17 protein-coding genes are annotated in these 19,361 nt (G+C 71.7%); 12 read left to right on the forward strand and 5 right to left on the reverse strand.

The window, feature by feature from the left end; all coding sequences use genetic code 11:
* The first annotated feature begins 165 nt into the window (after nucleotides 1-165).
* The gene (locus ABZ857_RS37975; protein WP_357053628.1) at nucleotides 166-1,245 is read left to right on the forward strand and encodes a DUF4349 domain-containing protein; all 1,080 of its coding nucleotides are present in this window, start codon (nucleotides 166-168) and stop codon (nucleotides 1,243-1,245) included.
* Between the two features lie 67 nt (nucleotides 1,246-1,312).
* Here the strand turns inward: ABZ857_RS37975 and hemE are convergent, their stop codons facing one another.
* Nucleotides 1,313-2,350 (reverse strand): uroporphyrinogen decarboxylase, encoded by a 1,038-nt coding sequence (hemE, locus tag ABZ857_RS37980; RefSeq protein WP_357053631.1) that lies wholly within the window; start codon nucleotides 2,348-2,350, stop codon nucleotides 1,313-1,315.
* A 567-nt stretch (nucleotides 2,351-2,917) separates the two neighbouring features.
* Between hemE and ABZ857_RS37985 the strand changes: the two genes are divergently transcribed.
* Both ABZ857_RS37985 and ABZ857_RS37990 read left to right on the forward strand, forming a co-directional pair.
* Nucleotides 2,918-3,514, forward strand: coding sequence for a DUF3000 domain-containing protein (locus ABZ857_RS37985; protein ID WP_142563873.1), 597 nt, complete (start codon nucleotides 2,918-2,920; stop codon nucleotides 3,512-3,514).
* A 3-nt stretch (nucleotides 3,515-3,517) separates the two neighbouring features.
* Nucleotides 3,518-4,741, forward strand: coding sequence for an HRDC domain-containing protein (locus ABZ857_RS37990; RefSeq protein ID WP_357053635.1), 1,224 nt, complete (start codon nucleotides 3,518-3,520; stop codon nucleotides 4,739-4,741).
* A gap of 205 nt (nucleotides 4,742-4,946) precedes the next feature.
* Here ABZ857_RS37990 and ABZ857_RS37995 read toward each other — a convergent pair whose 3' ends face one another.
* The gene (locus ABZ857_RS37995; protein ID WP_357053638.1) at nucleotides 4,947-7,379 is read right to left on the reverse strand and encodes a hypothetical protein; all 2,433 of its coding nucleotides are present in this window, start codon (nucleotides 7,377-7,379) and stop codon (nucleotides 4,947-4,949) included.
* 230 nt (nucleotides 7,380-7,609) lie between these two features.
* Here ABZ857_RS37995 and ABZ857_RS38000 point away from each other — a divergent pair, with 230 nt between their 5' ends.
* The 6 genes from ABZ857_RS38000 (at nucleotide 7,610) to ABZ857_RS38025 (ending at nucleotide 13,489) form a co-directional block, all read left to right on the forward strand.
* Nucleotides 7,610-8,794 (forward strand): thiolase family protein, encoded by a 1,185-nt coding sequence (locus ABZ857_RS38000; RefSeq protein WP_357053641.1) that lies wholly within the window; start codon nucleotides 7,610-7,612, stop codon nucleotides 8,792-8,794.
* Nucleotides 8,791-10,896 carry a 3-hydroxyacyl-CoA dehydrogenase NAD-binding domain-containing protein gene (locus ABZ857_RS38005; RefSeq protein ID WP_357053644.1) on the forward strand — a complete coding sequence of 702 codons (2,106 nt, stop codon included), beginning with the start codon at nucleotides 8,791-8,793 and terminating at the stop codon, nucleotides 10,894-10,896. Before ABZ857_RS38000 ends, ABZ857_RS38005 begins: the two co-directional genes overlap by 4 nt.
* Nucleotides 10,897-11,072: 176 nt before the next feature.
* Complete coding sequence (locus ABZ857_RS38010; protein ID WP_357053647.1) at nucleotides 11,073-11,405, forward strand: DUF6247 family protein; 333 nt, start codon at nucleotides 11,073-11,075, stop codon at nucleotides 11,403-11,405.
* On the forward strand, nucleotides 11,406-11,651 hold the full coding sequence (locus ABZ857_RS38015) for a hypothetical protein (protein WP_357053650.1): 246 nt from the start codon (nucleotides 11,406-11,408) through the stop codon (nucleotides 11,649-11,651).
* A 472-nt stretch (nucleotides 11,652-12,123) separates the two neighbouring features.
* Complete coding sequence (locus tag ABZ857_RS38020) at nucleotides 12,124-12,999, forward strand: flavoprotein (protein WP_357053653.1); 876 nt, start codon at nucleotides 12,124-12,126, stop codon at nucleotides 12,997-12,999.
* A gap of 121 nt (nucleotides 13,000-13,120) precedes the next feature.
* Nucleotides 13,121-13,489: a hypothetical protein gene (locus tag ABZ857_RS38025; protein WP_357053655.1), complete on the forward strand. Its 369-nt coding sequence runs from the start codon at nucleotides 13,121-13,123 to the stop codon at nucleotides 13,487-13,489.
* Between the two features lie 162 nt (nucleotides 13,490-13,651).
* Here ABZ857_RS38025 and ABZ857_RS38030 read toward each other — a convergent pair whose 3' ends face one another.
* Nucleotides 13,652-14,725, reverse strand: coding sequence for an alkene reductase (locus ABZ857_RS38030; protein WP_357053658.1), 1,074 nt, complete (start codon nucleotides 14,723-14,725; stop codon nucleotides 13,652-13,654).
* A gap of 126 nt (nucleotides 14,726-14,851) precedes the next feature.
* Here ABZ857_RS38030 and ABZ857_RS38035 point away from each other — a divergent pair, with 126 nt between their 5' ends.
* Complete coding sequence (locus ABZ857_RS38035) at nucleotides 14,852-15,220, forward strand: MerR family transcriptional regulator (RefSeq protein WP_357053661.1); 369 nt, start codon at nucleotides 14,852-14,854, stop codon at nucleotides 15,218-15,220.
* A 215-nt stretch (nucleotides 15,221-15,435) separates the two neighbouring features.
* Here the strand turns inward: ABZ857_RS38035 and ABZ857_RS38040 are convergent, their stop codons facing one another.
* The gene (locus ABZ857_RS38040; RefSeq protein WP_357053664.1) at nucleotides 15,436-16,017 is read right to left on the reverse strand and encodes a helix-turn-helix domain-containing protein; all 582 of its coding nucleotides are present in this window, start codon (nucleotides 16,015-16,017) and stop codon (nucleotides 15,436-15,438) included.
* Nucleotides 16,018-16,123: 106 nt separating this feature from the next.
* Between ABZ857_RS38040 and ABZ857_RS38045 the strand changes: the two genes are divergently transcribed.
* Nucleotides 16,124-17,200 carry a Gfo/Idh/MocA family oxidoreductase gene (locus ABZ857_RS38045; RefSeq protein ID WP_357053668.1) on the forward strand — a complete coding sequence of 359 codons (1,077 nt, stop codon included), beginning with the start codon at nucleotides 16,124-16,126 and terminating at the stop codon, nucleotides 17,198-17,200.
* 57 nt (nucleotides 17,201-17,257) lie between these two features.
* The gene (locus ABZ857_RS38050; protein WP_357053671.1) at nucleotides 17,258-17,902 is read left to right on the forward strand and encodes a LysE family translocator; all 645 of its coding nucleotides are present in this window, start codon (nucleotides 17,258-17,260) and stop codon (nucleotides 17,900-17,902) included.
* Here the strand turns inward: ABZ857_RS38050 and ABZ857_RS38055 are convergent.
* A complete protein-coding gene (locus ABZ857_RS38055) occupies nucleotides 17,868-19,349 on the reverse strand; it encodes an amino acid permease (RefSeq protein WP_357053674.1) in 1,482 nt (493 codons plus the stop codon). The genes ABZ857_RS38050 and ABZ857_RS38055 overlap by 35 nt on opposite strands.
* Between the last annotated feature and the right edge of the window lie 12 nt (nucleotides 19,350-19,361).

Below are 19,361 nucleotides of genomic sequence, written 5' to 3' on the forward strand. Positions count from 1 at the left end.
GATGTGTATGTATTTCAGACTTGTTCTATTCCTATCTCGGGGCCCCACACCCCCCGAATCCCTCTCACCCCCCCGGAACACAGACGCCGGCGACCACGGCGGCATCGTGATGCCATCGTGATCGCCGGCGTCGAACCGTCCGTACCGGTGAACCGATTTATGGACATGAGGCGAATCCGGTACGGCGCGGCGGCCCTGGCGGCCGCCGCCTTTCTGCTGACGGGATGCGGCGGCTCGGAGTCCAGCAGCGACGCGGTCGGCAGCGCCGCCGCGCCCGCGGCGCCGGCCGCCGACGCGCCCACGGCCGAGGTCATGGCTCAGAGCGGGGACCGGGCGCCCGCCACGGGTGGCGGGAGCGGCGGGCAGGAGAAGGTCAGGATCGACCCGGCCGACCGCGCGATCATCTACCGGGCCGAGCTCACCGTCGAGGCCAAGGACGTCGCGGCGGCGGCCGACCGCGCGAAGGCGATCGTGACGGGCGCGGGCGGGTACGTCGCCGAGGAGCGCAGCGAGTCCTTCTCCCGCGGCGAGCAGTCGACGATCGCTTTCAAGGTGCCTCCGGCGCGCTACGCCGACGTGCTGGCCCAGCTCGGGCGCGACCTCGGGAAACGCACGGCGATGCGGCAGAACGCGCAGGACGTCACCGAGGAGGTCGCCGACGTCGCCAGCCGGGTGAAGTCGGCGGAGGCCGCGCTCGGGCAGTTCCGCACGCTGCTGTCGAAGGCGAACAAGATCGGCGAGATCCTGGAGATCGAACGGGAGATCACCAACCGTGAGGCCGATCTGGAGTCGCTGCAGGCCAGGCAGAAGGCCCTGGAGGCGCAGACCGGCATGGCCACCGTGACGCTCACCGTCGTGCCCCCTCCGAAGGCCTCGGCCCGGCACGGGCAGAAGGAGGACGCGTCCGGCTTCCTCGCCGGGCTGCGGGCCGGATGGGACACCCTGATCAGGTCGACCGTGGTCGCGCTGACCGTGCTGGGCGCGCTGCTGCCCTGGCTCGTCGTGGCCGGGCTGGTGTGGCTGGCCGTCCGGGCCGTCGCGCGCCGGGTGCGCCGCCGTGCCGCCCCGCCGGCCGGTCCCGTGCCCCCCGGTCCCGTGCCCCCCGGCTACGGGCCGGCCTCGCCCGCCGGGCCGGCCCCGAACCCCGCACAGCCGCCCGTCGCCCCGCCGGGCCCGCCCCAGGGCGATGGCCGGGACGAGGACCGGGACGAGGACCGGCGCCCGGCCGAGCCCGCGCGAGGGTAGCGCGCCTCAGCGCGCCCTCAGCGGGCCTCACCGGGCCTCACCGGGCCTCAGCGCGTCTCAGCGCGTCTCAGCGAGCCGACGACTCGTGGACGAAGTCGGTGAGCCGGGCGAGCTGGTCGGGGTCGGTCGAGGGGAGCACGCCGTGGCCGAGGTTGAACACGTGCCCCTCGGCCACCCGGCCGCGTTCGAGCACCTCCCTGGCCCGCCTCTCGACGACCTCCCAGGGCGCGAGCAGGATCGCGGGGTCGAGGTTGCCCTGCAGGGCCTTGCCCGCGCCCACGCGGAGCGCGGCCTCGTCCAGCGGCACCCGCCAGTCGACGCCCACCACGTCGGCGCCGGCCTCGCCCATGAGGCCGAGCAGCTCACCGGTGCCGACGCCGAAGTGGATGCGCGGCACGCCGAGGTCCGCCAGGCCCGCGAAGATCCTGCCGGTGTGCGGCAGCACGTAGGTGCGGTAGTCCTGCGGCGCGACCGCACCCACCCACGAGTCGAAGAGCTGGACGGCCGAGGCCCCCGCCGCCACCTGCACGCGCAGGAAGGCGAGCGTGATCGCGCCGAGCCGCTCCATCAGCTCGTGCCACAGCTCGGGCTCGCCGTACATCATGGCCTTGGTGCGGTCGTGGTTCTTGGAGGGGCCGCCCTCGATCAGGTACGACGCGAGCGTGAACGGCCCTCCGGCGAAACCGATCAGCGGGGTCCCGCCCAGCTCTCCGGTGAGCGCCCCGACCGCCTCCGTCACGTACGGGACGTCGTCCGGCTCCAGGGGCCGCAGGACCTCCATGCCCGCCTTGTCGCGGATGGGGGTCCCGACGACCGGGCCGACGCCCGGCTTGATGTCGAGGTCGACGCCGATGGCCTTGAGCGGGACCACGATGTCGCTGAAGAAGATCGCCGCGTCCGTGCCGTACCTGCGGACCGGCTGCATGGTGATCTCGACCACGAGGTCGGGCGTGGCGCAGGCGGTGAGCATCTCGACGCCCGCGCGCACCCTGCGGTACTCCGGTAGCGACCGCCCGGCCTGGCGCATGTACCACACCGGCGTGTACGGAACGGGCTCGCGCCGGCAGGCGCGGATGAAAGCGGAATCGGCGAGCTGGGGTTTCACGGGACCAGCCTGCCATGTCCCTGCGCCGCCCGGCGCCCGGACCCACGACCTGGGGTTCCAGAACGACGCGAAGAAGGCCGCTGATCGCGTAAGGTGAACCCCATCCCCTCCTGTGAGTCATCTCACAGCTCGGCAATGTGTTCGCCAATCGGCCATCCGGCATCGATTCCAATACCACTTTCGAGACACGCCGAGTGCGATGCGGGGAAATGTCGCCGGGACGTGCCAACGTCGGATCAGTCCCGAGCGACCGCCACGACCGTGGATCCGACGAGAGGCCCCGGAGCGATGACTTCGATGTGGAGTTCCCCCGAACGCCGCACTGAGCACTGTGCCGGCAGCGACGCCGCGCGCCCCGCCCGCCCGAGCAGCGCGGCGCGCGTGACGGGGCGGAGAGACCGCGCGGACGGCCGCGGCGACCGCCGGGACCGCACCCGCGGACGCGCCCCGATACGGACGGCCGGCCGGGTGACGGCTCGACTGGCGGCGACGGTTTGACGACTTCCCATGCCCCCCACAGCCACCCCCCTGCTTCGCGCTCTCCCGAATCCGACCTACTCTTCCGTCATGACCCTCGGTGAACCGCCCGCGCCTCCCGCCGCCTTCCGGCGCGCGCTGGAGACGCTGCGCCCCGCCGAGGTACGGCCGGAGATCGAGCTGGAGGACATCCCGGCGCCCCAGCGGCTCGCGCCGTACTCCGGTGCCGTCGGGGCGTCCGTGTACCGTGACGACGACGAGCTCGCCGTCGGCCGCCTGATCATGCTGTTCGACCCCGAGGGCCAGCGCGGCTGGGAGGGGCCGTTCCGCCTCGTCGCCTACGTACGCGCCGACATGGAGCCGGAGATGACCACCGACCCGCTGCTGGGGCCGGTGGCGTGGAGCTGGCTGACCGAGGCGCTCGACGCCCACGGCGCGAGGTACGCCGCGGTGGGCGGCACGGTCACCCGCGCTGTCTCGGAGGGATTCGGCGGCAAGGCGGACGATCCCGTCACCACCGAGATCGAGCTGCGGGCCTCGTGGTCGCCGCTCGACGAGGACCTGTCGCCGCACGCGGCCGCCTGGTGCGACCTCATGTGCCTGGCCGCGGGCATCCCCCCGCTGCCGCCCGACGTCGCCACGCTGCATCCGCGCCCCGCCCGCCGAGATGATCCGAAAGTTCCTTAGCCCGTGACAGAACCCGTAGTCCAGCCACTGTTGGAGCCGCGCGAGGGAATCCCGCCCGTCATCGAGGACTCCGCCGCGCTCGCGGCCGCCGTGGACGCCTTCGCCCGCGGGACGGGGCCGGTCGCCGTCGACGCCGAGCGCGCCTCCGGATACCGCTACAGCGGCCGCGCCTACCTGGTGCAGCTGCGCCGGGCCGGCGCGGGCACCGCGCTGATCGACCCGGTCAAGTGTCCCGACCTGTCCGCGCTGGACGAGGCCGTACAGGACGCCGAGATCGTCCTGCACGCCGCGAACCAGGACCTGCCGTGCCTGGCCGAGCTGGGTTTCCGGCCGCGGCGGCTGTTCGACACCGAGCTGGCCGGGCGGCTGCTCGGCTACGAGCGGGTGGGCCTGGGGACCATGGTCGAGCTCGTCCTCGGCCTGCGGCTGGAGAAGGGGCACTCGGCGGCCGACTGGTCGGCCCGCCCGCTGCCTGAGGACTGGCTGCGCTACGCCGCGCTCGACGTGGAGGTGCTGGTCGAGCTGCGCGACGTCCTGCACGGCGAGCTGGCCGCCTCCGGCAAGCTGGAGTGGGCGCTGGAGGAGTTCGCGTCGATCCTCGCCGCTCCCGCCCATCCGCCGCGTAACGACCCGTGGCGGCGCACCTCGGGCATCCACCGGGTGCGCACGCTGCGCGGGCTCGCCGTGGTGCGGGAGCTGTGGACGCTGCGCGACGAGATCGCGCGGGCGGCCGACCTCGCGCCGGGCCGCGTGCTGCCCGACTCGGCGATCGTGCAGGCCGCCCTCGACCAGCCGCGCACGACCAAGGCCCTCACCGAGATCACGCCGTTCGTCGGCCGCAGTGCCCGCCGCCACCTCAACGACTGGCTGGCGGCGGTGAACCGGGCCCGCACCATGCCGGAGACGGCGCTGCCGCAGCCCGTGGGGCCCGGGGACGGCCCTCCCCCGGCCAACCGGTGGGCCGACCGGGACCCGGCCGCCGCCAAGCGGCTGGCGGCGGCGCGGGCCGTCGTGGCCGCGCTCGCCGACGAGCACCGCATGCCGACGGAGAACCTGCTCCAGCCCGACGCCGTACGCCGGCTGACCTGGGAGCCGCCGGTGCCGATCAGCGAGGAGACCGTGGGCGACCGGCTGCGCGAGCTGGGCGCGCGGGAGTGGCAGATCGGCCTGACCGTCCATCCGCTGGCCAAGGCGCTCGAACGGCTGGAGATCAAGGGAGAGGTGTGACACGCGGGGTGACGGCCCGGACGGGAATTCCCTCTTCGGCTAGGCCCCGCACCATGTCCAGCTCGCCGTTCCGCCCGGGGCGGAGGACGACTTCCACACCCACGACAACGCCGGCGACCGTCTGGAGTTCCTCCAACCGGCGTGAGCACGCGGAGGCTCCCGGAGGCGCCCGGCCGTACCGGCGCGCCTCCGGGAGCCCGTTCGCTCAGCTCGCGTCGTCGTCGTTCACGACGAGCCGGGTGAAGCCGCCGCCGATCGTCGCGTTGACCGGCACCGAGGCGACCACCTGGTAGGACTGCGGCGCGGACGCCACAGCCGTGTCGCCGTTGACGGGCACCTGGAAGGACGCCTCCAGGGACCTGGCCGGGATGACGACCTCCTGCGCTACCGAGGCGACCACCGGGGCGGCCCCGGTCGCGATCGTCTGGATCTGGACCGTCACCGGCACGGCGCTCTCGTCCGACAACCGCACGGTCATCGTGGCCGTGCCCGGCCCGTCGCCCTCGTCCACCGTGGCGCCCTCCACCGACACCTGCGGCAGCCCGCCGGTGCGGGCCTCACCCGCGGTCATCGTGGTGAACGCGAGATCGGCGAGGTAGACCGCGCCCTTCCGGCTCGCACCCGAGATCCGGATCTCGCCGATCTGCTGCGGCTTGACGCCGGTGAGCGAGCTCAGCGGGACGCGGACCGTGCGCAGCCAGGTCTTGGGCAGCGGCGAGACCGTGCCGGGGAACGCCGTGAGCGCGTCGCTCACCTCGGACACCCTGACCGTCTGGGAGGCGCCCCGCTTGTCGACGATCTCGAGCGCGAGGTCCACGTCGCCGGTCGCCGTCTCGTCCCTCGCCGCGCGGAAGGTCAGCGCGTCGTAGCGGGAGACGTTCTGGTCCGGCTTGTCCAGGGGCACCGTCACCGTGCCCGTGGGGTCGCCCCAGGAGAACCGCAGCACCGGAGTCGAGGCGACGTTGTTCGCGTACGTCGCGGGCGTCCAGGAGGGCGCCTGTGAGGTGGTCAGCGTGGAGGCGCAGGACGGCAGGCCGCTCTGCGGCGAGCGGCCGAGCATCCCGGCGCAGACGACCGCTGTGGCCGAGCCGGAGACCCGCGTGGACGGCGCGAGCGACGTGAAGGGGGCCACGTCGAGGCGCCTGCCCGCGGGCGCCTGGGCGACGGCGTGCACGACGGCCCGCCCGGCGGAGGCGGGGGTGCCGCCGCTGCCGTCGAACAGCGGCAGCAGGCCCTGCTCGCCGCCCTGGACCAGGCGGAAGAACCCGGCGATGTACGCGGTGCCGACGGCGTACTGCTCGGCGGCGGTCAGCCGCGACGGCGCGGTGCCGCCGCAGACCGGGTCGTTGCGGTTCGACCAGTCGTCGGACGCGGGCGCGTGCGCCACTCCCGGGGTCCACTCGGTGTTGAAGAAGTTGTGGTCGGCGCCCATGACCATCAGCGAGGAGCGGAAGGCCGGGTCGCCGTCCGCGGCGTACCGGGAGTCGTCGTAGAAGTGCTGGCCCTGCTGGTTGGAGACGTCCCCGTCGCAGTACGGCAGGATGACGGCCATCGGCGTGCCGGGCAGGGTCGCCCGCGCGAAGTCCGTCGGCGCGAGCGGGAGCACCGCCCTGATCCCGTACGGCCTGGCCCGGCCCGCGTTCATCAGCGCGGCCTTGACGACGCCCTCGCCGCCACGTGAGTGGCCCATCAGGCCGATGTCGGACATGTCGAGGCGGCCCTTGAACAGGCTCACCAGCTTCGCGTCGCCCACGCCCTTGTCGGCGTCGGCGAGCAGGTCGAGGTGACGCATGACGACCTCGCCCCGGGCCAGCGCGCCCCGGTCCTCGCTGTAGGGGTTGTCGGCGGCGTTGACGCCGTTGGCGCTGACCGACACGACGACGTACCCGTGGCTCGCGAGCACGTCGGCGGGGCCGTCGTAGCCCTGGTAGCTGGCGATGGGCTGCTGCCCGGCCGGGCAGGGCCACTGGGTGTTGGACGTCGTCCAGGCCGTCGGGTTGTAACAGGCGGAGTGGCGGCCGTGCAGGAAGACGACGAGCGGGCGCCTGCCGCGGGCGCCTTCCGGCAGGTAGACCTTCGCCCGGATCTCGGCCTGGCGGCCGCCGAGCCCCTCCAGGGTGATGGCGGTGTCGCCGAGGTCGTACTCGTCGTGGGTCACGACGTACGAACCGGGAGCGGCGGGGTCGACGGGCGCGGGAGCCGGCTTGCCGTGCGTCTTGGCGGGCGCCGGAGCGGGTGTGGGAGCGGCCCTGCCGGTCACCGCCGCGGTGGCCTCGGGGACCTCGCCGTTCCAGGCCACGTCGACGGACGACGCCGTGACGACGGCGGGGTCGGGGGTGACGACGGTCAGCGTCATGCCGTCGGGAGACTCCTCGGCCGGGCCGAGCGACCGGCCGTCCGCCGCGAGTTCGGGGACGGCGTCGCGGACCGGCAGCGGCGTGTTCAGGTGGAGCGTGACCCGGTGGCCGCCGCCGACGGGTTCTACGGTCCAGGTGCCGTCCCCGCCGGTCGATGCGGTCGGGCCGGGCGGGCCGGGCGGCGCGGCGTGCGCGGGTCCCGCGAGGAGGGGTGTGGACAGGGCCGCGGCCGTGACGGCCGCGGCGAGCGCCTTGGTCCAGACGCGAACAGGAGAGCGCATTGGTTCCTTTTCGAGTGCAATGCCCCAAGAAACCCACTTACAGGATGGATTCTTGAGGTTTGTAGGGGTTGCATCCCGAATGAGATCGCTACCTGCGGCATGTACTGATTCCTGGTGGTTTCCCGCCGGTTAACGATCACTCACAGGCACGGCGGCCCCGCCGATCCCGGAACCGGTTACTGACCAGTAGCATAGGGAGCCGGAAGCTACCGACAAGTAGGAGCGAACCCGTGCCTGCGTCCCGTGAAGTCGTCTTCGTCGACGGCGTTCGGACGCCTTTCGGCAAGTCGGGCCCGAAGGGCCTGTACGCCGAGACGCGTGCCGACGACCTGGTAGTCCGCGTCATCCGCGAGCTGATGCGGCGCAACCCCGGCCTCCCTCCGGAGCGGGTGGACGAGGTGGCCATCGCGGCCACCACCCAGATCGGCGACCAGGGCCTGACCATCGGCAGGTCCGCGGCGGTGCTCGCCGGCCTGCCGAAGTCGGTCCCCGGCTACGCCATCGACCGCATGTGCGCCGGCGCGATGACCGCCGTCACCACCGTGGCGGGCGGCATCTCCTTCGGCGCGTACGACGTGGCCATCGCCGGCGGCGTCGAGCACATGGGCCGCCACCCCATGGGCGAGGGGGTGGACCCCAACCCCCGGTTCCTGTCCGAGCAGCTCGTGGACGGCTCGGCACTGGTCATGGGCATGACCGCGGAGAACCTGCACGACCGCTACCCGTCCATCACGAAGGAGCGCGCCGACGCCTTCGCCGTGGCCTCGCAGGAGAAGGTCGCCAAGGCGTACGCCGACGGCAGGATCCAGCGCGACCTGGTGCCCGTGGCCGCCCGCAAGGCCGCCGAGGGCTGGGGCCTGGCCACCGTGGACGAGGCGCCGCGCCCCGGCACGACGCTGGAGGGCCTGCGCGGCCTCAAGACGCCGTTCCGCGCGCACGGGCGGGTCACGGCGGGCAACGCCTCCGGCATCAACGACGGCGCGACCGGCTGCATCGTGGCCGCCGAGGACGTGGCCGGGGAACTGGGCCTGACCCCGCGCATGCGGCTCGTGTCCTACGCCTTCGCCGGGGTGGACCCCGAGGTCATGGGCATCGGCCCGATCCCCTCCACCGAGCGCGCGCTGCGTCTGGCCGGGCTGTCCATCGACGACATCGGCCTGTTCGAGATCAACGAGGCGTTCGCCGTACAGGTGCTGGCCTTCCTGGAGCACTTCGGCATCGCCGACGACGACCCGCGCGTCAACCCGTACGGCGGCGCGATCGCGTTCGGCCACCCGCTCGCCTCGTCGGGCGTACGGCTGATGATCCAGCTCTCGCGCGAGTTCGCCGAGCGGCCCGACGTCCGCTACGGGATCACCACGATGTGCGTCGGCATGGGCATGGGCGGCACCGTCATCTGGGAGAACCTCACATGAGCACGATCGAGACCTGGAAGGCCCTCCTGGAGGGCAAGAACGCCGACGAGGTGGTCACCAAGGCGCTCGTGCGCGACGTCGAGCTTCCGTACGGCGCGGGCACGATGGCCCTGATCACGCTCGACAACGGCCTCGACCACACCAAGCCCAGCACCTTCGGCCCGCACGGCCTGCTCGCGCTGAACGACGCGCTCGACGCGATCGCCGCGCGGTCCGACCTTGCGGCCGTCGGCGTCGTCGGCAAGCCGTTCATCTTCGCCGTCGGGGCCGACCTCAAGGGCGCGGCGGCGGTGTCCTCCCGCGAGGAGGCGCTGGCCATCGGACAGCTCGGGCACCACGTGTTCCGCCGCCTCGGCGAGCTGGACGTGCCGTCGTTCGCGTTCGTCAACGGCGCGGCGATGGGCGGCGGGCTGGAGATCGCGCTGCACTGCACCTACCGCACCGTCTCGTCCGGCGTCCCGGCGATCGCACTGCCGGAGTGCTTCCTCGGCCTGGTGCCCGGCTGGGGCGGCACCCAGCTCCTCCCCCGCCTCATCGGGCCGGAGAAGGCGCTGAAGCTCGTCATCGAGAACCCGCTGTCGCAGAACCGCATGATCAAGGGCCGCGACGCGTACGCCCTCGGGATCGCCGACGCGATGTTCGAGCCCGCCGACTTCGTCGAGGAGTCGCTGCGGTGGGCCGCCCAGGTGCTGCGCGGCGAGGTGACCGTCGAGCGGACCGACCACACCGCTGAGGACTGGGCCCCGGTGATCGACCAGGCCAGGACCCTCGTGGACCTCAAGCTGCGCGGGGCCTCCCCCGCGCCCTACCGGGCGCTCGACCTCGTGGCCCTGGCCCGTACGGCGTCGCGCGACGAGGGCTTCGCCGCGGAGGACGAGGCGCTGGCCGACCTGCTCATGAGCGACGAGTTGCGGGCCGGGCTGTACGCCTTCGACCTGGTGCAGCGCCGGGCCAAGCGGCCGGCCGGCGCGCCGGACAGGTCGCTCGCCCGCCCGGTCACCAAGGTCGGCGTGGTGGGCGCCGGGCTGATGGCCTCGCAGCTCGCGCTTCTGTTCGCCCGCCGCCTGGAGGTCCCGGTCGTGCTGACCGACCTCGACCAGGCCCGGCTCGACAAGGGCGTCGCGTACGTCCACGGCGAGGTGGACAAGCTGCTGGGCAAGGGCCGGATCTCCGCCGACCAGGCCAACCGGCTGAAGGGCCTGGTGACGGGGTCGCTGACCAAGGACGCCTTCGCCGACGCCGACTTCGTGATCGAGGCGGTGTTCGAGGACCTCGGCGTGAAGCAGAAGGTGTTCGCCGAGGTGGAGGAGGTCGTCTCCGAGACCTGTGTGCTGGCCACCAACACCTCCTCGCTGTCGGTCACCGACATGGCCGCCGGCCTGCGGCACCCGGAGCGGGTGGTGGGCTTCCACTTCTTCAACCCGGTCGCGGTGCTGCCGCTGCTGGAGATCGTCCGGGGCGCCGCCACGGACGACGCGACTCTGGCCACGGCGTTCGCGGTCGGCAAGACGCTGAAGAAGTCGTGCGTGCTGGTCAAGGACGCGCCCGCGTTCGTCGTCAACCGGCTGCTGACGCGGTTCATGGGCGAGGTCACGGCGGCCGCCGACGAGGGCACCCCGCTGGAGGCCGCCGACCACGCGCTCGACTCGCTCGGCCTGCCGATGACGCCGTTCGCGCTGCTCCAGCTCGTCGGCCCGGCCGTCGCGCTGCACGTCGCCGAGACCATGCACGCGGCGTTCCCGGACCGGTTCGGCGTCTCGCAGAACCTCGCCAAGGTGGTCGCCGCGGGCAAGCCGGGCCTCTACGGTCCGGACTTCCAGATCGACCCGGAGGTGCGGGCGCTGTTCGAGGGCGGCTCGTCCCCCTCGACCGGCGAGGAGGTGCGGCTGCGCGCGCTGCGGGCCCTCGCCCAGGAGATCAGGCTCATGCTCGACGAGGGTGTGGTGGCCGCGCCGCAGGACATCGACCTGTGCATGATCCTCGGCGCGGGCTGGCCGTTCCACACCGGCGGCATCACGCCGTACCTCGACAGGACGGGCATCTCCGAGGAGGTCACCGGCTCCCGCTTCCTTGCGCCCGGCGTCGCCTCCGTACCGGCCTGAGAGGCCGGCAGTGGAGCCGCCGCGCCACCCCGCGCGGCGGCTCACCGCTCAGGCGACAGGCGCTGACGTTCCCTTGCCGGTGGCGCCCCTGGATATCGGTACGAACGCGTCGATGCGGCACACGGGCATATGTCGCCCCTCCTCTGTAGTCTCTATGAGCAGGAAGGGAGCAGGCCATGACAGCGCAGCCGCACGACTTCGTGCCCGGCGAGACGCCGTTGCCGGAGAAGAACCTGCGGGCCATACGCGCGGCGTTGACCATCCCCCAGGACCGCGAGGCGTTCGACGCGGGACTGAAGGCAGTGCTCGACGAGGTCAGGGTCAGCCTGGACCTGGGTGCACTGAACGCGTTCGTACACCGGTGGTGGATCTCCGCCTGCGACTCGGTACGCGATCCCGAAGGCCGCCGACAGATGCACGAGCGGGCCGAACAGGTCCTGGCTGGCGGACCTCGTTCCGAGGGGAAGCCCTGGCGCGAGATTCTCGCCGCTCGCGGGATCGATGTGTAGGTGTACAAGCTCGTCATCGATCCGATAGCCGAAGAGCAGATCGCAGCGCTGCCAGACGAAGCGCTGCACCCGCTCGCGGAGTTGTTCACGCTTCTGGAGACCGCTCCGTGGAGCGGGGAACCGTACAACCAGGCCAAGCCGAGATCGAATATGCTCACCCACCCCTTCGGCGAACGGGGCCTAGCCACTTACGTCGTCCTAGAGGAGCAGCGTGAGAGCTACCTTGTTCGCATCGAATGGCCATAGCTATCCGCCGCCGAACTGATCACTCGACTGGACCTCGCTGCCCTGAGGGCTTGACGACGCGTCCGGTAGCGGGAGTTCCGACAGGAACGCCACACCGTACCCGGCGTGAACATCAGCGACGGCGCCATGCTTCTCCAGCTCTGCACGCAGCCGCTCTGCGCAGTGGGCAGCGGTGTCCAGTGGGGGTTGCCGGACCGAGATCAGCCGATCGGCCCCCATCAGGCCACCGCCCTGCAGCCGCTGTCCGGGCGGCCAAGGCACCGGACCTCCGACAACTCGACGGCCACACCGTCAAGGCGACACCGGGTGTTCGCCGAGGACTTCCGAGCGAAAGGCCAGCCCTTCCCCCGGCAGGCTCTACACCTGTCCATCTCCGTAACCATGGGATCAAGGGTCGGAATTCTCGTTCTCCCGAGCCCATCAGCATCCGCCGCGAAGCGCGAGAGTACGCCGAATCCCTGGGAGTCACCGCGTGACCGGCACCGGCAGAGTCCTGTACGTCATCGTCTGCGCCGCAGGGCCGGCCGGCGACGTCGGCAAGCTCGTCACCATGGCCCAGGACGACGGATGGACCGTGCAGATCGTCGCCACTCCGAACGCGCTCGACTTCATCGACGTCCCCGCGCTGGAGAAGCAGACCGGCCGCCCCGTCCGCAGCCGGTACCGCAAGCCAAGCGACCCCAAGCCCCCGAGGGCCGACGCCATCATCGTCGCCCCCGCGACCTACAACACCATCAACAAGTTCGCCCAAGGCATCGCCGACACCTACGCCCTCGGCCTCCTCGCCGAGGCCCCCGGCCTCGGCATCCCCGTCGTCGTCCAGCCATTCGTGAACAGCGCGCTAGCCAGCCGCACCCCGTTCCGGCGGGCGGTCGAGACGCTACGTGACGAAGGTGTGCACGTGCTCTTCGGTCCCGGCCAGTTCGAAGCTCACCCACCCAGCGCCGGGGCCGACCGCGTCGACTCCTACCCATGGCACCAGGCGTTGTCGGTGATCGCGCAAATCACCGGAGTCCCGGATAATCCCGCCGCCAATCCGATCAGGAGATGGGATCAGCATACTGACGCGCGGACACTCGCAACCATACTGATCAAGAAGCATGAGACCATGCCACGCCGAATACTCGCCCGACTCTCAGCCGCGCCGGGTGAAGCCGTCGATGCCGACACCCTGGGCAGGGGCGTGAACGCGACCCCAGAGCAGGTCGCCGAAGCGGTGAGCCGCATCAACTCACACGCCGAAGCCTTCGGGTTCATCCCACTCGTGACCTTCGAAGGTGCGGGATATCTCATTGATCCCTCGACGGCGCACGTCGTCGCTGATGCCCTGGCTCAAATCGACCGATAACGCCTTTCCCGGCAGCGACGACCTCATGCCAGGAGCGTTCGCCCCGACCACGAGAACCATGCCATGAGTCAGCAGACAGTAACCGATTCCGGATCAATGTCCGAGGAAGGACACGGACACTATGACGCAGCCCGGCGACTACGGCCTGCCTGGGTCGCTGAAGCGAGTGCTGACCGAGGTGGCGGCAGAACGAGCCGCCCAGGATGCGATGTGGGGCCTGCAGGACCACCCCGATGGCACCGGGCCCGCGTACGCGCCCGAGGCCGACCTGGCCAAGCGGGCCGTGGCCGACACCGCGGCTGAAGGCCGGCTGACGTGGCGGCACATCCTGCACGAAGAGGTGCTGGAGGCGTTCGCAGAGGATGACGCCGACCGCCTGCGCTGTGAGCTGATCCAGGTCGCCGCGGTCGCGGTCAAGTGGGTCCAGGACCTCGACAGACGCACCCAAACACCCGGCAGGCCTGCGACCGCACCAGCCGGGGAGGCTTGATGGCTGGGTTACGGAGGCGGGTTCTACCGGCGGCACGGCTATGCCGAGACCGGGCGGATGCTCGGCATCCCCGGCGGTCACGAGGACGTGCATGGAACACCGGGCGCCGAGGCTGAGCCGCCGCGCCACAGCGGCGCGGCGGCTCGCCGCGCTTCCACAAGGTCAGGCCGCGTGCCGGTAGGCGGGGTAGGTGAGGTAGCCGGCGTCGCCGCCCTGATACCAGGTGGACTGGTCGTGCGGCGCGATGGGGAGCCCCTGGCGCAGCCGCTCCACGAGGTCGGGATTGGCGATGAAGGCACGGCCGAAGCTGATCAGGTTGGCGCCGAGCCCCAGCCAGTGATCGGCCGCCGCCTTGTCCGTCTGCCGGGCGCCCATCGGGAAGACCGGGTTGACGATGAGCGTGCCGGGCCAGGCCTTGCGCAGTTCGACGAGCACGTCCTCGTCGGTAGTGGCCTCAAGGTGGACGTACGCCAGGTCCAGGGGGGCCAGCTCGGCGAGCAGCGCACCGTACAGCTCGGGGACGTCGGTCTCCTCCGCGCCCCAGATGCCCGCGCCGGGCGAGAGCCGGATGCCCGTCCGGGGGCCTCCCACCGCCTCGACGGTCGCGGACACCGCCTCCACGGCGAAGCGGATCCGGTTGGCGATCGACCCGCCGTACGCGTCGGTGCGCAGGTTGGCGGTGCTCGACAGGAACTGGGCGATGAGGTAGCCGTTCGCGCCGTGCAGTTCGACGCCGTCGAAGCCGGCGTCGACCGCCCGGAGCGCGGCCTGCGCGTAGGACAGGGCGTGCTCGGGCACCTCGGCGGTGTCCAGTGCCCTCGGCACTGGGGCGGGCTTGGGCCCTGCGGGGGTGAACACCTCCCCTGGGGCGGGGACGGCCGAGGGGCCCACCGGCCGCATTCCCGTGGTGTCGGGGTGGGAGACGCGGCCCCCGTGCATGATCTGGGCGAAGATGCGGCCGCCGTTGGTGTGGACCGCGTCGGTGACCGGCCGCCACGACGCGACCTGCTCGTCCGTGTACAGTCCCGGGGTGCCCGGGTTGGACTGCCCGACAAGGCTCGGCTGCACCCCCTCGGTCACGATGAGCCCGGCGGTGGCACGCTGGGCGTAGTAGGTCGCCATCGAAGCCGTCGCCAGGCCGCCCGCGGCCGCGCGGACCCGGGTCATCGGGGCCATCACCACACGGTTGGGCAGGGTCAGCGCGCCGAGCTGGTAGCGGTCGAAAAGGGTCGTCATTCCTGAGTGCCTTTCAGGGGTTCCTGCGGAAGGACGCGTCCGCCGGCTGGACACGGCGACTACGCTAAGACCTGACACTGACGTCAGATGCAAGCATTAGGCCCAGATTTTTCGACAGGAGGCGCGATGCGGATCGGCGAGTTGGCGTCGCAGGCGGGGGTGAGCGTCCGCTCCCTGCGCTACTACGAGGAGCAGGGCCTGCTCACCAGCACGCGCAGCCCCAGTGGCCAGCGCCACTACACCGACGACGAGGTCGAGCGGGTGCGGCTCATCCAGTGCCTGTACGCCGCCGGGCTCTCCAGCCGGACGATCGTCGAAGTGCTCCCCTGTGTCGACTCGCCGAGCGAGCGGAACTCCGACGAGGCGTTCGAGCGGCTGCTCCAGGAGCGAGAGCGGATCAGCCGGCACATCGACGAGCTCCTGCAGGCCCGCGACGCCCTCGACCGGCTCATCGACGTCAACCGCGCGCACCGCGCTCAGCTGACGGCTCGCTGACCATGCCCCGGTGTCAGGTCGCGTTCTCGCGTAGTTCCCTGGTGGCCGCCCGATAGGCCCCGGCGACGGCGAACATGTCCAGCGGCACCGGCGCCTGTTCCCTCCGGCCCGTAGGGCGCGCCGACCTCGTCCAGGTGCCGCCTGGACGCGCACAGGCGGCGTCGTAGTCGTCCAGGCCGCCCTCGACCAGCTCCTGGGCGGCGCCGGAGGCTGGGTCAGTCCGGAAGGAGGGTGCGCAGGGCCAGGTCGGCGACTGCGTGGAGCTCCTCGCGGGTACGGCCCGCGGCCGCCTGAACCGCGATGCCGTCGGTGATGGTGTGGACGAGCCGGGCCATGGTGGCCGGGTCGTGGCCGGAAGGCAGGTCGGGAGCGCGCTCAAGGCGCCGCCGAAGGGCCACCTCCCCGGCCATGCGGCAGGCCAGGGCCAACTCGCGGACGGGGGCGGCGTCGGGGCCGCACGCGTGAACGGTGTTGACGTTCAGGCAGCCAGGAGGCGTGTCGCGTCCGGCGGTCAGCTCGACCGCCCCCTTCACCAGGCGCTCGACAACCTCCCGGACGGTGGTCGCCGCCAGAGCCTCGGCCGCGAACGCCCCCGGACCGTTGACGTAGCGGTCGAGAGCCTTGGCGAACAGTTGCTCTTTGGTGCCGAACGCCGCATAGAGGCTCGGCTTGTTGATGCCCATCGCCGCGGTCAGGTCGGACAGGGAGGTGCCCTCGTAGCCCTGTCGCCAGAACAGTTCAAGGGCGTGGTCGAGCGCGACGTCGGGATCGAAGGCGCGGGGGCGTCCTCCGGGCATGCCGTTCCTCCTCAGTTTTGTACCTATCGGTACGTTACCTCTTGATTTCGCAGCCGGCCTCACTTATTTTCATACCGATCGGTACATAACTGAGGAGGCCGGTGACGTGATCAGGACCGGAGTGGTAGGGGCGAGCGGGTGGGCCAGGGCCTCGCATCTGCCTGCGCTGACGGCGCTGCCGGAGTACGAGGTGACGGCGGTCGCGACGACACGCCAGGAGAGCGCGGACCGGGTGGCGGCGGAGTACGGCGTGCCGCTGGCGTTCGCCGATCCGGGCATGCTCATCACCCACGACCAGGTGGAACTCGTCGTGGTGTCGGTAAAGGCACCCGAGCACGCCAAGGTGATCAGGGCCGCCCTGGAGGCGGGCAAGCACGTGCTGTCCGAGTGGCCGCTGACCGTCGACCCCGCCGAGGCGGCCGAGCTGGCCGATCTCGCCTCGGCCGCCGGGGTGGTGCACGCTGTGTGCCTGCAGGGCTGCCACTCGCCGGACGTGCGGTTCGTCGCGGACCTGGTCGCCGGCGGGAGGATCGGCCGCCTGGAGTCGGCGATCCTGGTGGCCTCCGGCAGTCCGCTGGGCGGCGCGAGCATCTCCCCGGAACTCGCATGGAGCACTGACCCCGCGGGAGGCACGTCGGTCCTGACGATCATGGCGGGCCATCTCCTGCCGATGCTGGAGCAGATGGCGGGCCGGCTGGTGGAGGTGACGGCCCGGCTTCCCCGACTTCACGACCAGGTCGCCGTCGCGGGGACCGGGGAGACGCTCGTCAACCGGGTGCCCGGCCAGGTGCTGCTCCACGGGCTCCTCGACAGCGGTGCCACCGCATCGGTCGCGGTGCACGGGGGCAGCGGGAGCCCCGACGGGTTCTTCGTGAAGCTCGTGGGCTCCGAGGGCACGCTGACCGTCACGCAGCCCAGGCCGGGTGTCTACATGCACTGGACCGACTGGGACATCCGGTCCGGCGAGGAGCGGGTGACCGTCCCCGACGCCTACCGTACCGTCCCCTTCGACCCGGCGGCCGGACCGGTGGCCAACGTGGCGGCGCTCTACCAGGAGATCGCCCGGGCGCTCGCCGAGGGGCGCCCTGCGTACCCCGACTTCCACGCCGCCGCGCGCCACCACCGGGTGCTCGCGGCGATCGAAAGCGCCGCGGAAACCGGCGGCACGGTCCGAGTCTCGTGACGGACCCCTCACCGCGCCCGCCGCGTACTCCCGCCGGTCCACCGGCGATAGCCTCTCGTGCGGACAAAACGGGAGGTCGCGGTGCCGGAACTGCTGATGGGGCTCAGCCTCGGCCTGGGCGCGGGCGTCACCCCCGGAGCGCTGCTGACGCTCGTCATCACGGCGAGCCTGCGCGGCGGGTTCCGCTCGGGGGTGCGCCTGGCCTGCGTGCCGCTGCTGTCCGACCTGCCCGTGGTGCTGCTCGCGGTGACGGCCGTCGGGGCGCTGCCGCAGGTGCTCCTGCGCGTGCTGTCGGTCGGGGGCGGGCTCTACGTCGTGTATCTGGGCGTGGAGACGCTGCGCGAGGCCCGTACGGCCCAGCCGCCCCGGCCCGGTGAGGACGCGCCCTCCTCCGCGAGGCAGGTCCTGCGCGGTGTGGTGGTCAACCTGCTCAACCCCCACCCCTGGCTGTTCTGGATCGCGGTGGGCTCGCCGGTCTTCGTCTCGGCGTGGGACCGGGCCCCGGCGTACGCGCTGGCCTTCGTGGGCGGGTTCTACCTGGTCCTGGTGGGTTCCAAGGTGGCGCTGGCGGGAGCCGTGGGGGCCGGCCGGCATCGGCTGACCCCCCGCGGCTACCGCCTGCTGCTGGGCGCGAGCGGCGTGCTGCTGGCCGCCGTCGGCGCCGCGCTCACCGTTCGAGGACTGCTTCCCCGGGGGTTGTAGCCGCCACCCTGCTGCGGCGGCGGCCGTACAGGAAGTAGACGGCCGTGCCCACGACCATCCAGGCGAAGAACCGGATCCAGGTCTCCACCGGCAGGTTGAGCATCAGGTAGGCCGAGGCCAGCACCGACAGGATCGGCACCAGCGGCACGAACGGCGTGCGGAAGGAGCGGGGCAGGTCGGGCCGGGTCCTGCGCAGGATCACCACCGCCACCGCGACGATCACGAACGCGAACAGCGTGCCGATGTTCACCAGCTCCGCGATGGCGCTCAGCGGGATCAGCGCCGCGAGCAGCGCGGTGGCCGCGCCGATGACGATCGTGATCCGGTACGGCGTGCGGAACGTCGGGTGGACCCGGGCGAGGGATCGGGGCAGCAGGCTGTCGCGGCACATCGCGAACAGCACCCGGCTCTGGCCCAGCATGAGGATCATCACGACGGTGGTGAGGCCGGCGATGGCGCCCACGCTGATCAGCGTCGCCATCCAGGGCTGGCCCACCGAGCGGAACGCGTCGGCGAGCGGGGCCGACGCGCTGAGCTCCGAGTAGTGCTGCATGCCGACGACCACGAGTGAGACCGCCACGTAGAGGATCGTGCAGACGACCAGCGAGACGATGATCCCGATCGGCAGGTCGCGCTGCGGGCGGCGGGTCTCCTCGGCCGCGGTCGCCACGACGTCGAAGCCGATGTAGGCGAAGAACACCAGGGCGGCGGCGGTGAAGACGCCGAAGACGCCGTACGCGACCGGCTGCACGCCGAACAGCACCTGGATGAGCGGGGCCTTCATGCCCTGCCCGGCGGCCATCAGGTGCGGCGGCGGGATGAACGGCCGATAGTTGGCCCCCTTGACGAAGAACAGCCCGGCGATGATCACGAGCAGCACCACGGACAGCTTGACCGCCACCATGGCGCCGTTGAACCGGGCCGACATCTTGATCCCGGCGACCAGCACCCCGGTCAGCAGGATCACGATCAGCGCCGCCGGGACGTTGAAGACGGCCTCGTCGCCGGCGATGGACGGCGGCAGGTAGATCCCGAAGTTCTTCAGCAGCGAGGCGAAGTAGCCCGACCAGCCCGAGGCGACCACCGCCGCGCCGAGTGCCAGCTCCAGCATCAGGTCCCAGCCGATGATCCAGGCCGGGAACTCGCCGATCGTGGCGTACGCGTAGGTGTAGGCCGAGCCGGCCACCGGGACCGTGGCGGCGAACTCGGCGTAGCACAGGGCCGCGAGCGCGCACACGACTCCGGCGATCACGAAGGAGATCGCGACGGCCGGGCCGGCCGTGTTGCGCGCCGCCACGCCGGTCAGCACGAAGATGCCGGTGCCCACGATGACGCCGATGCCGAAGACGGTGAGATCGAGAGCGCTCAGGCTGCGCCTGAGCCGATGTTCGCCGCCTTCGGCATCCTCAATCGACTGTTCTACCGGCTTCGTCCGGAAAAGGCTCATCCGCAGGCTCCT

The sequence above is a fragment of the Microbispora sp. NPDC046933 genome (assembly GCF_040644635.1).
Taxonomy (GTDB): domain Bacteria; phylum Actinomycetota; class Actinomycetes; order Streptosporangiales; family Streptosporangiaceae; genus Microbispora.

Coding starts and splice junctions, on each gene's coding strand:
- ABZ857_RS37975 (WP_357053628.1), top strand. CDS start 166: ATGAGGCGAATCCGGTACGGCGCGGCGGCCCTGGCGGCCGCCGCCTTT.
- ABZ857_RS37985 (WP_142563873.1), top strand. CDS start 2,918: ATGACCCTCGGTGAACCGCCCGCGCCTCCCGCCGCCTTCCGGCGCGCG.
- ABZ857_RS37995 (WP_357053638.1), bottom strand. CDS start 7,379: ATGCGCTCTCCTGTTCGCGTCTGGACCAAGGCGCTCGCCGCGGCCGTC.
- ABZ857_RS38005 (WP_357053644.1), top strand. CDS start 8,791: ATGAGCACGATCGAGACCTGGAAGGCCCTCCTGGAGGGCAAGAACGCC.
- ABZ857_RS38010 (WP_357053647.1), top strand. CDS start 11,073: ATGACAGCGCAGCCGCACGACTTCGTGCCCGGCGAGACGCCGTTGCCG.
- ABZ857_RS38025 (WP_357053655.1), top strand. CDS start 13,121: ATGACGCAGCCCGGCGACTACGGCCTGCCTGGGTCGCTGAAGCGAGTG.
- ABZ857_RS38030 (WP_357053658.1), bottom strand. CDS start 14,725: ATGACGACCCTTTTCGACCGCTACCAGCTCGGCGCGCTGACCCTGCCC.
- ABZ857_RS38035 (WP_357053661.1), top strand. CDS start 14,852: ATGCGGATCGGCGAGTTGGCGTCGCAGGCGGGGGTGAGCGTCCGCTCC.
- ABZ857_RS38040 (WP_357053664.1), bottom strand. CDS start 16,017: ATGCCCGGAGGACGCCCCCGCGCCTTCGATCCCGACGTCGCGCTCGAC.
- ABZ857_RS38055 (WP_357053674.1), bottom strand. CDS start 19,349: ATGAGCCTTTTCCGGACGAAGCCGGTAGAACAGTCGATTGAGGATGCC.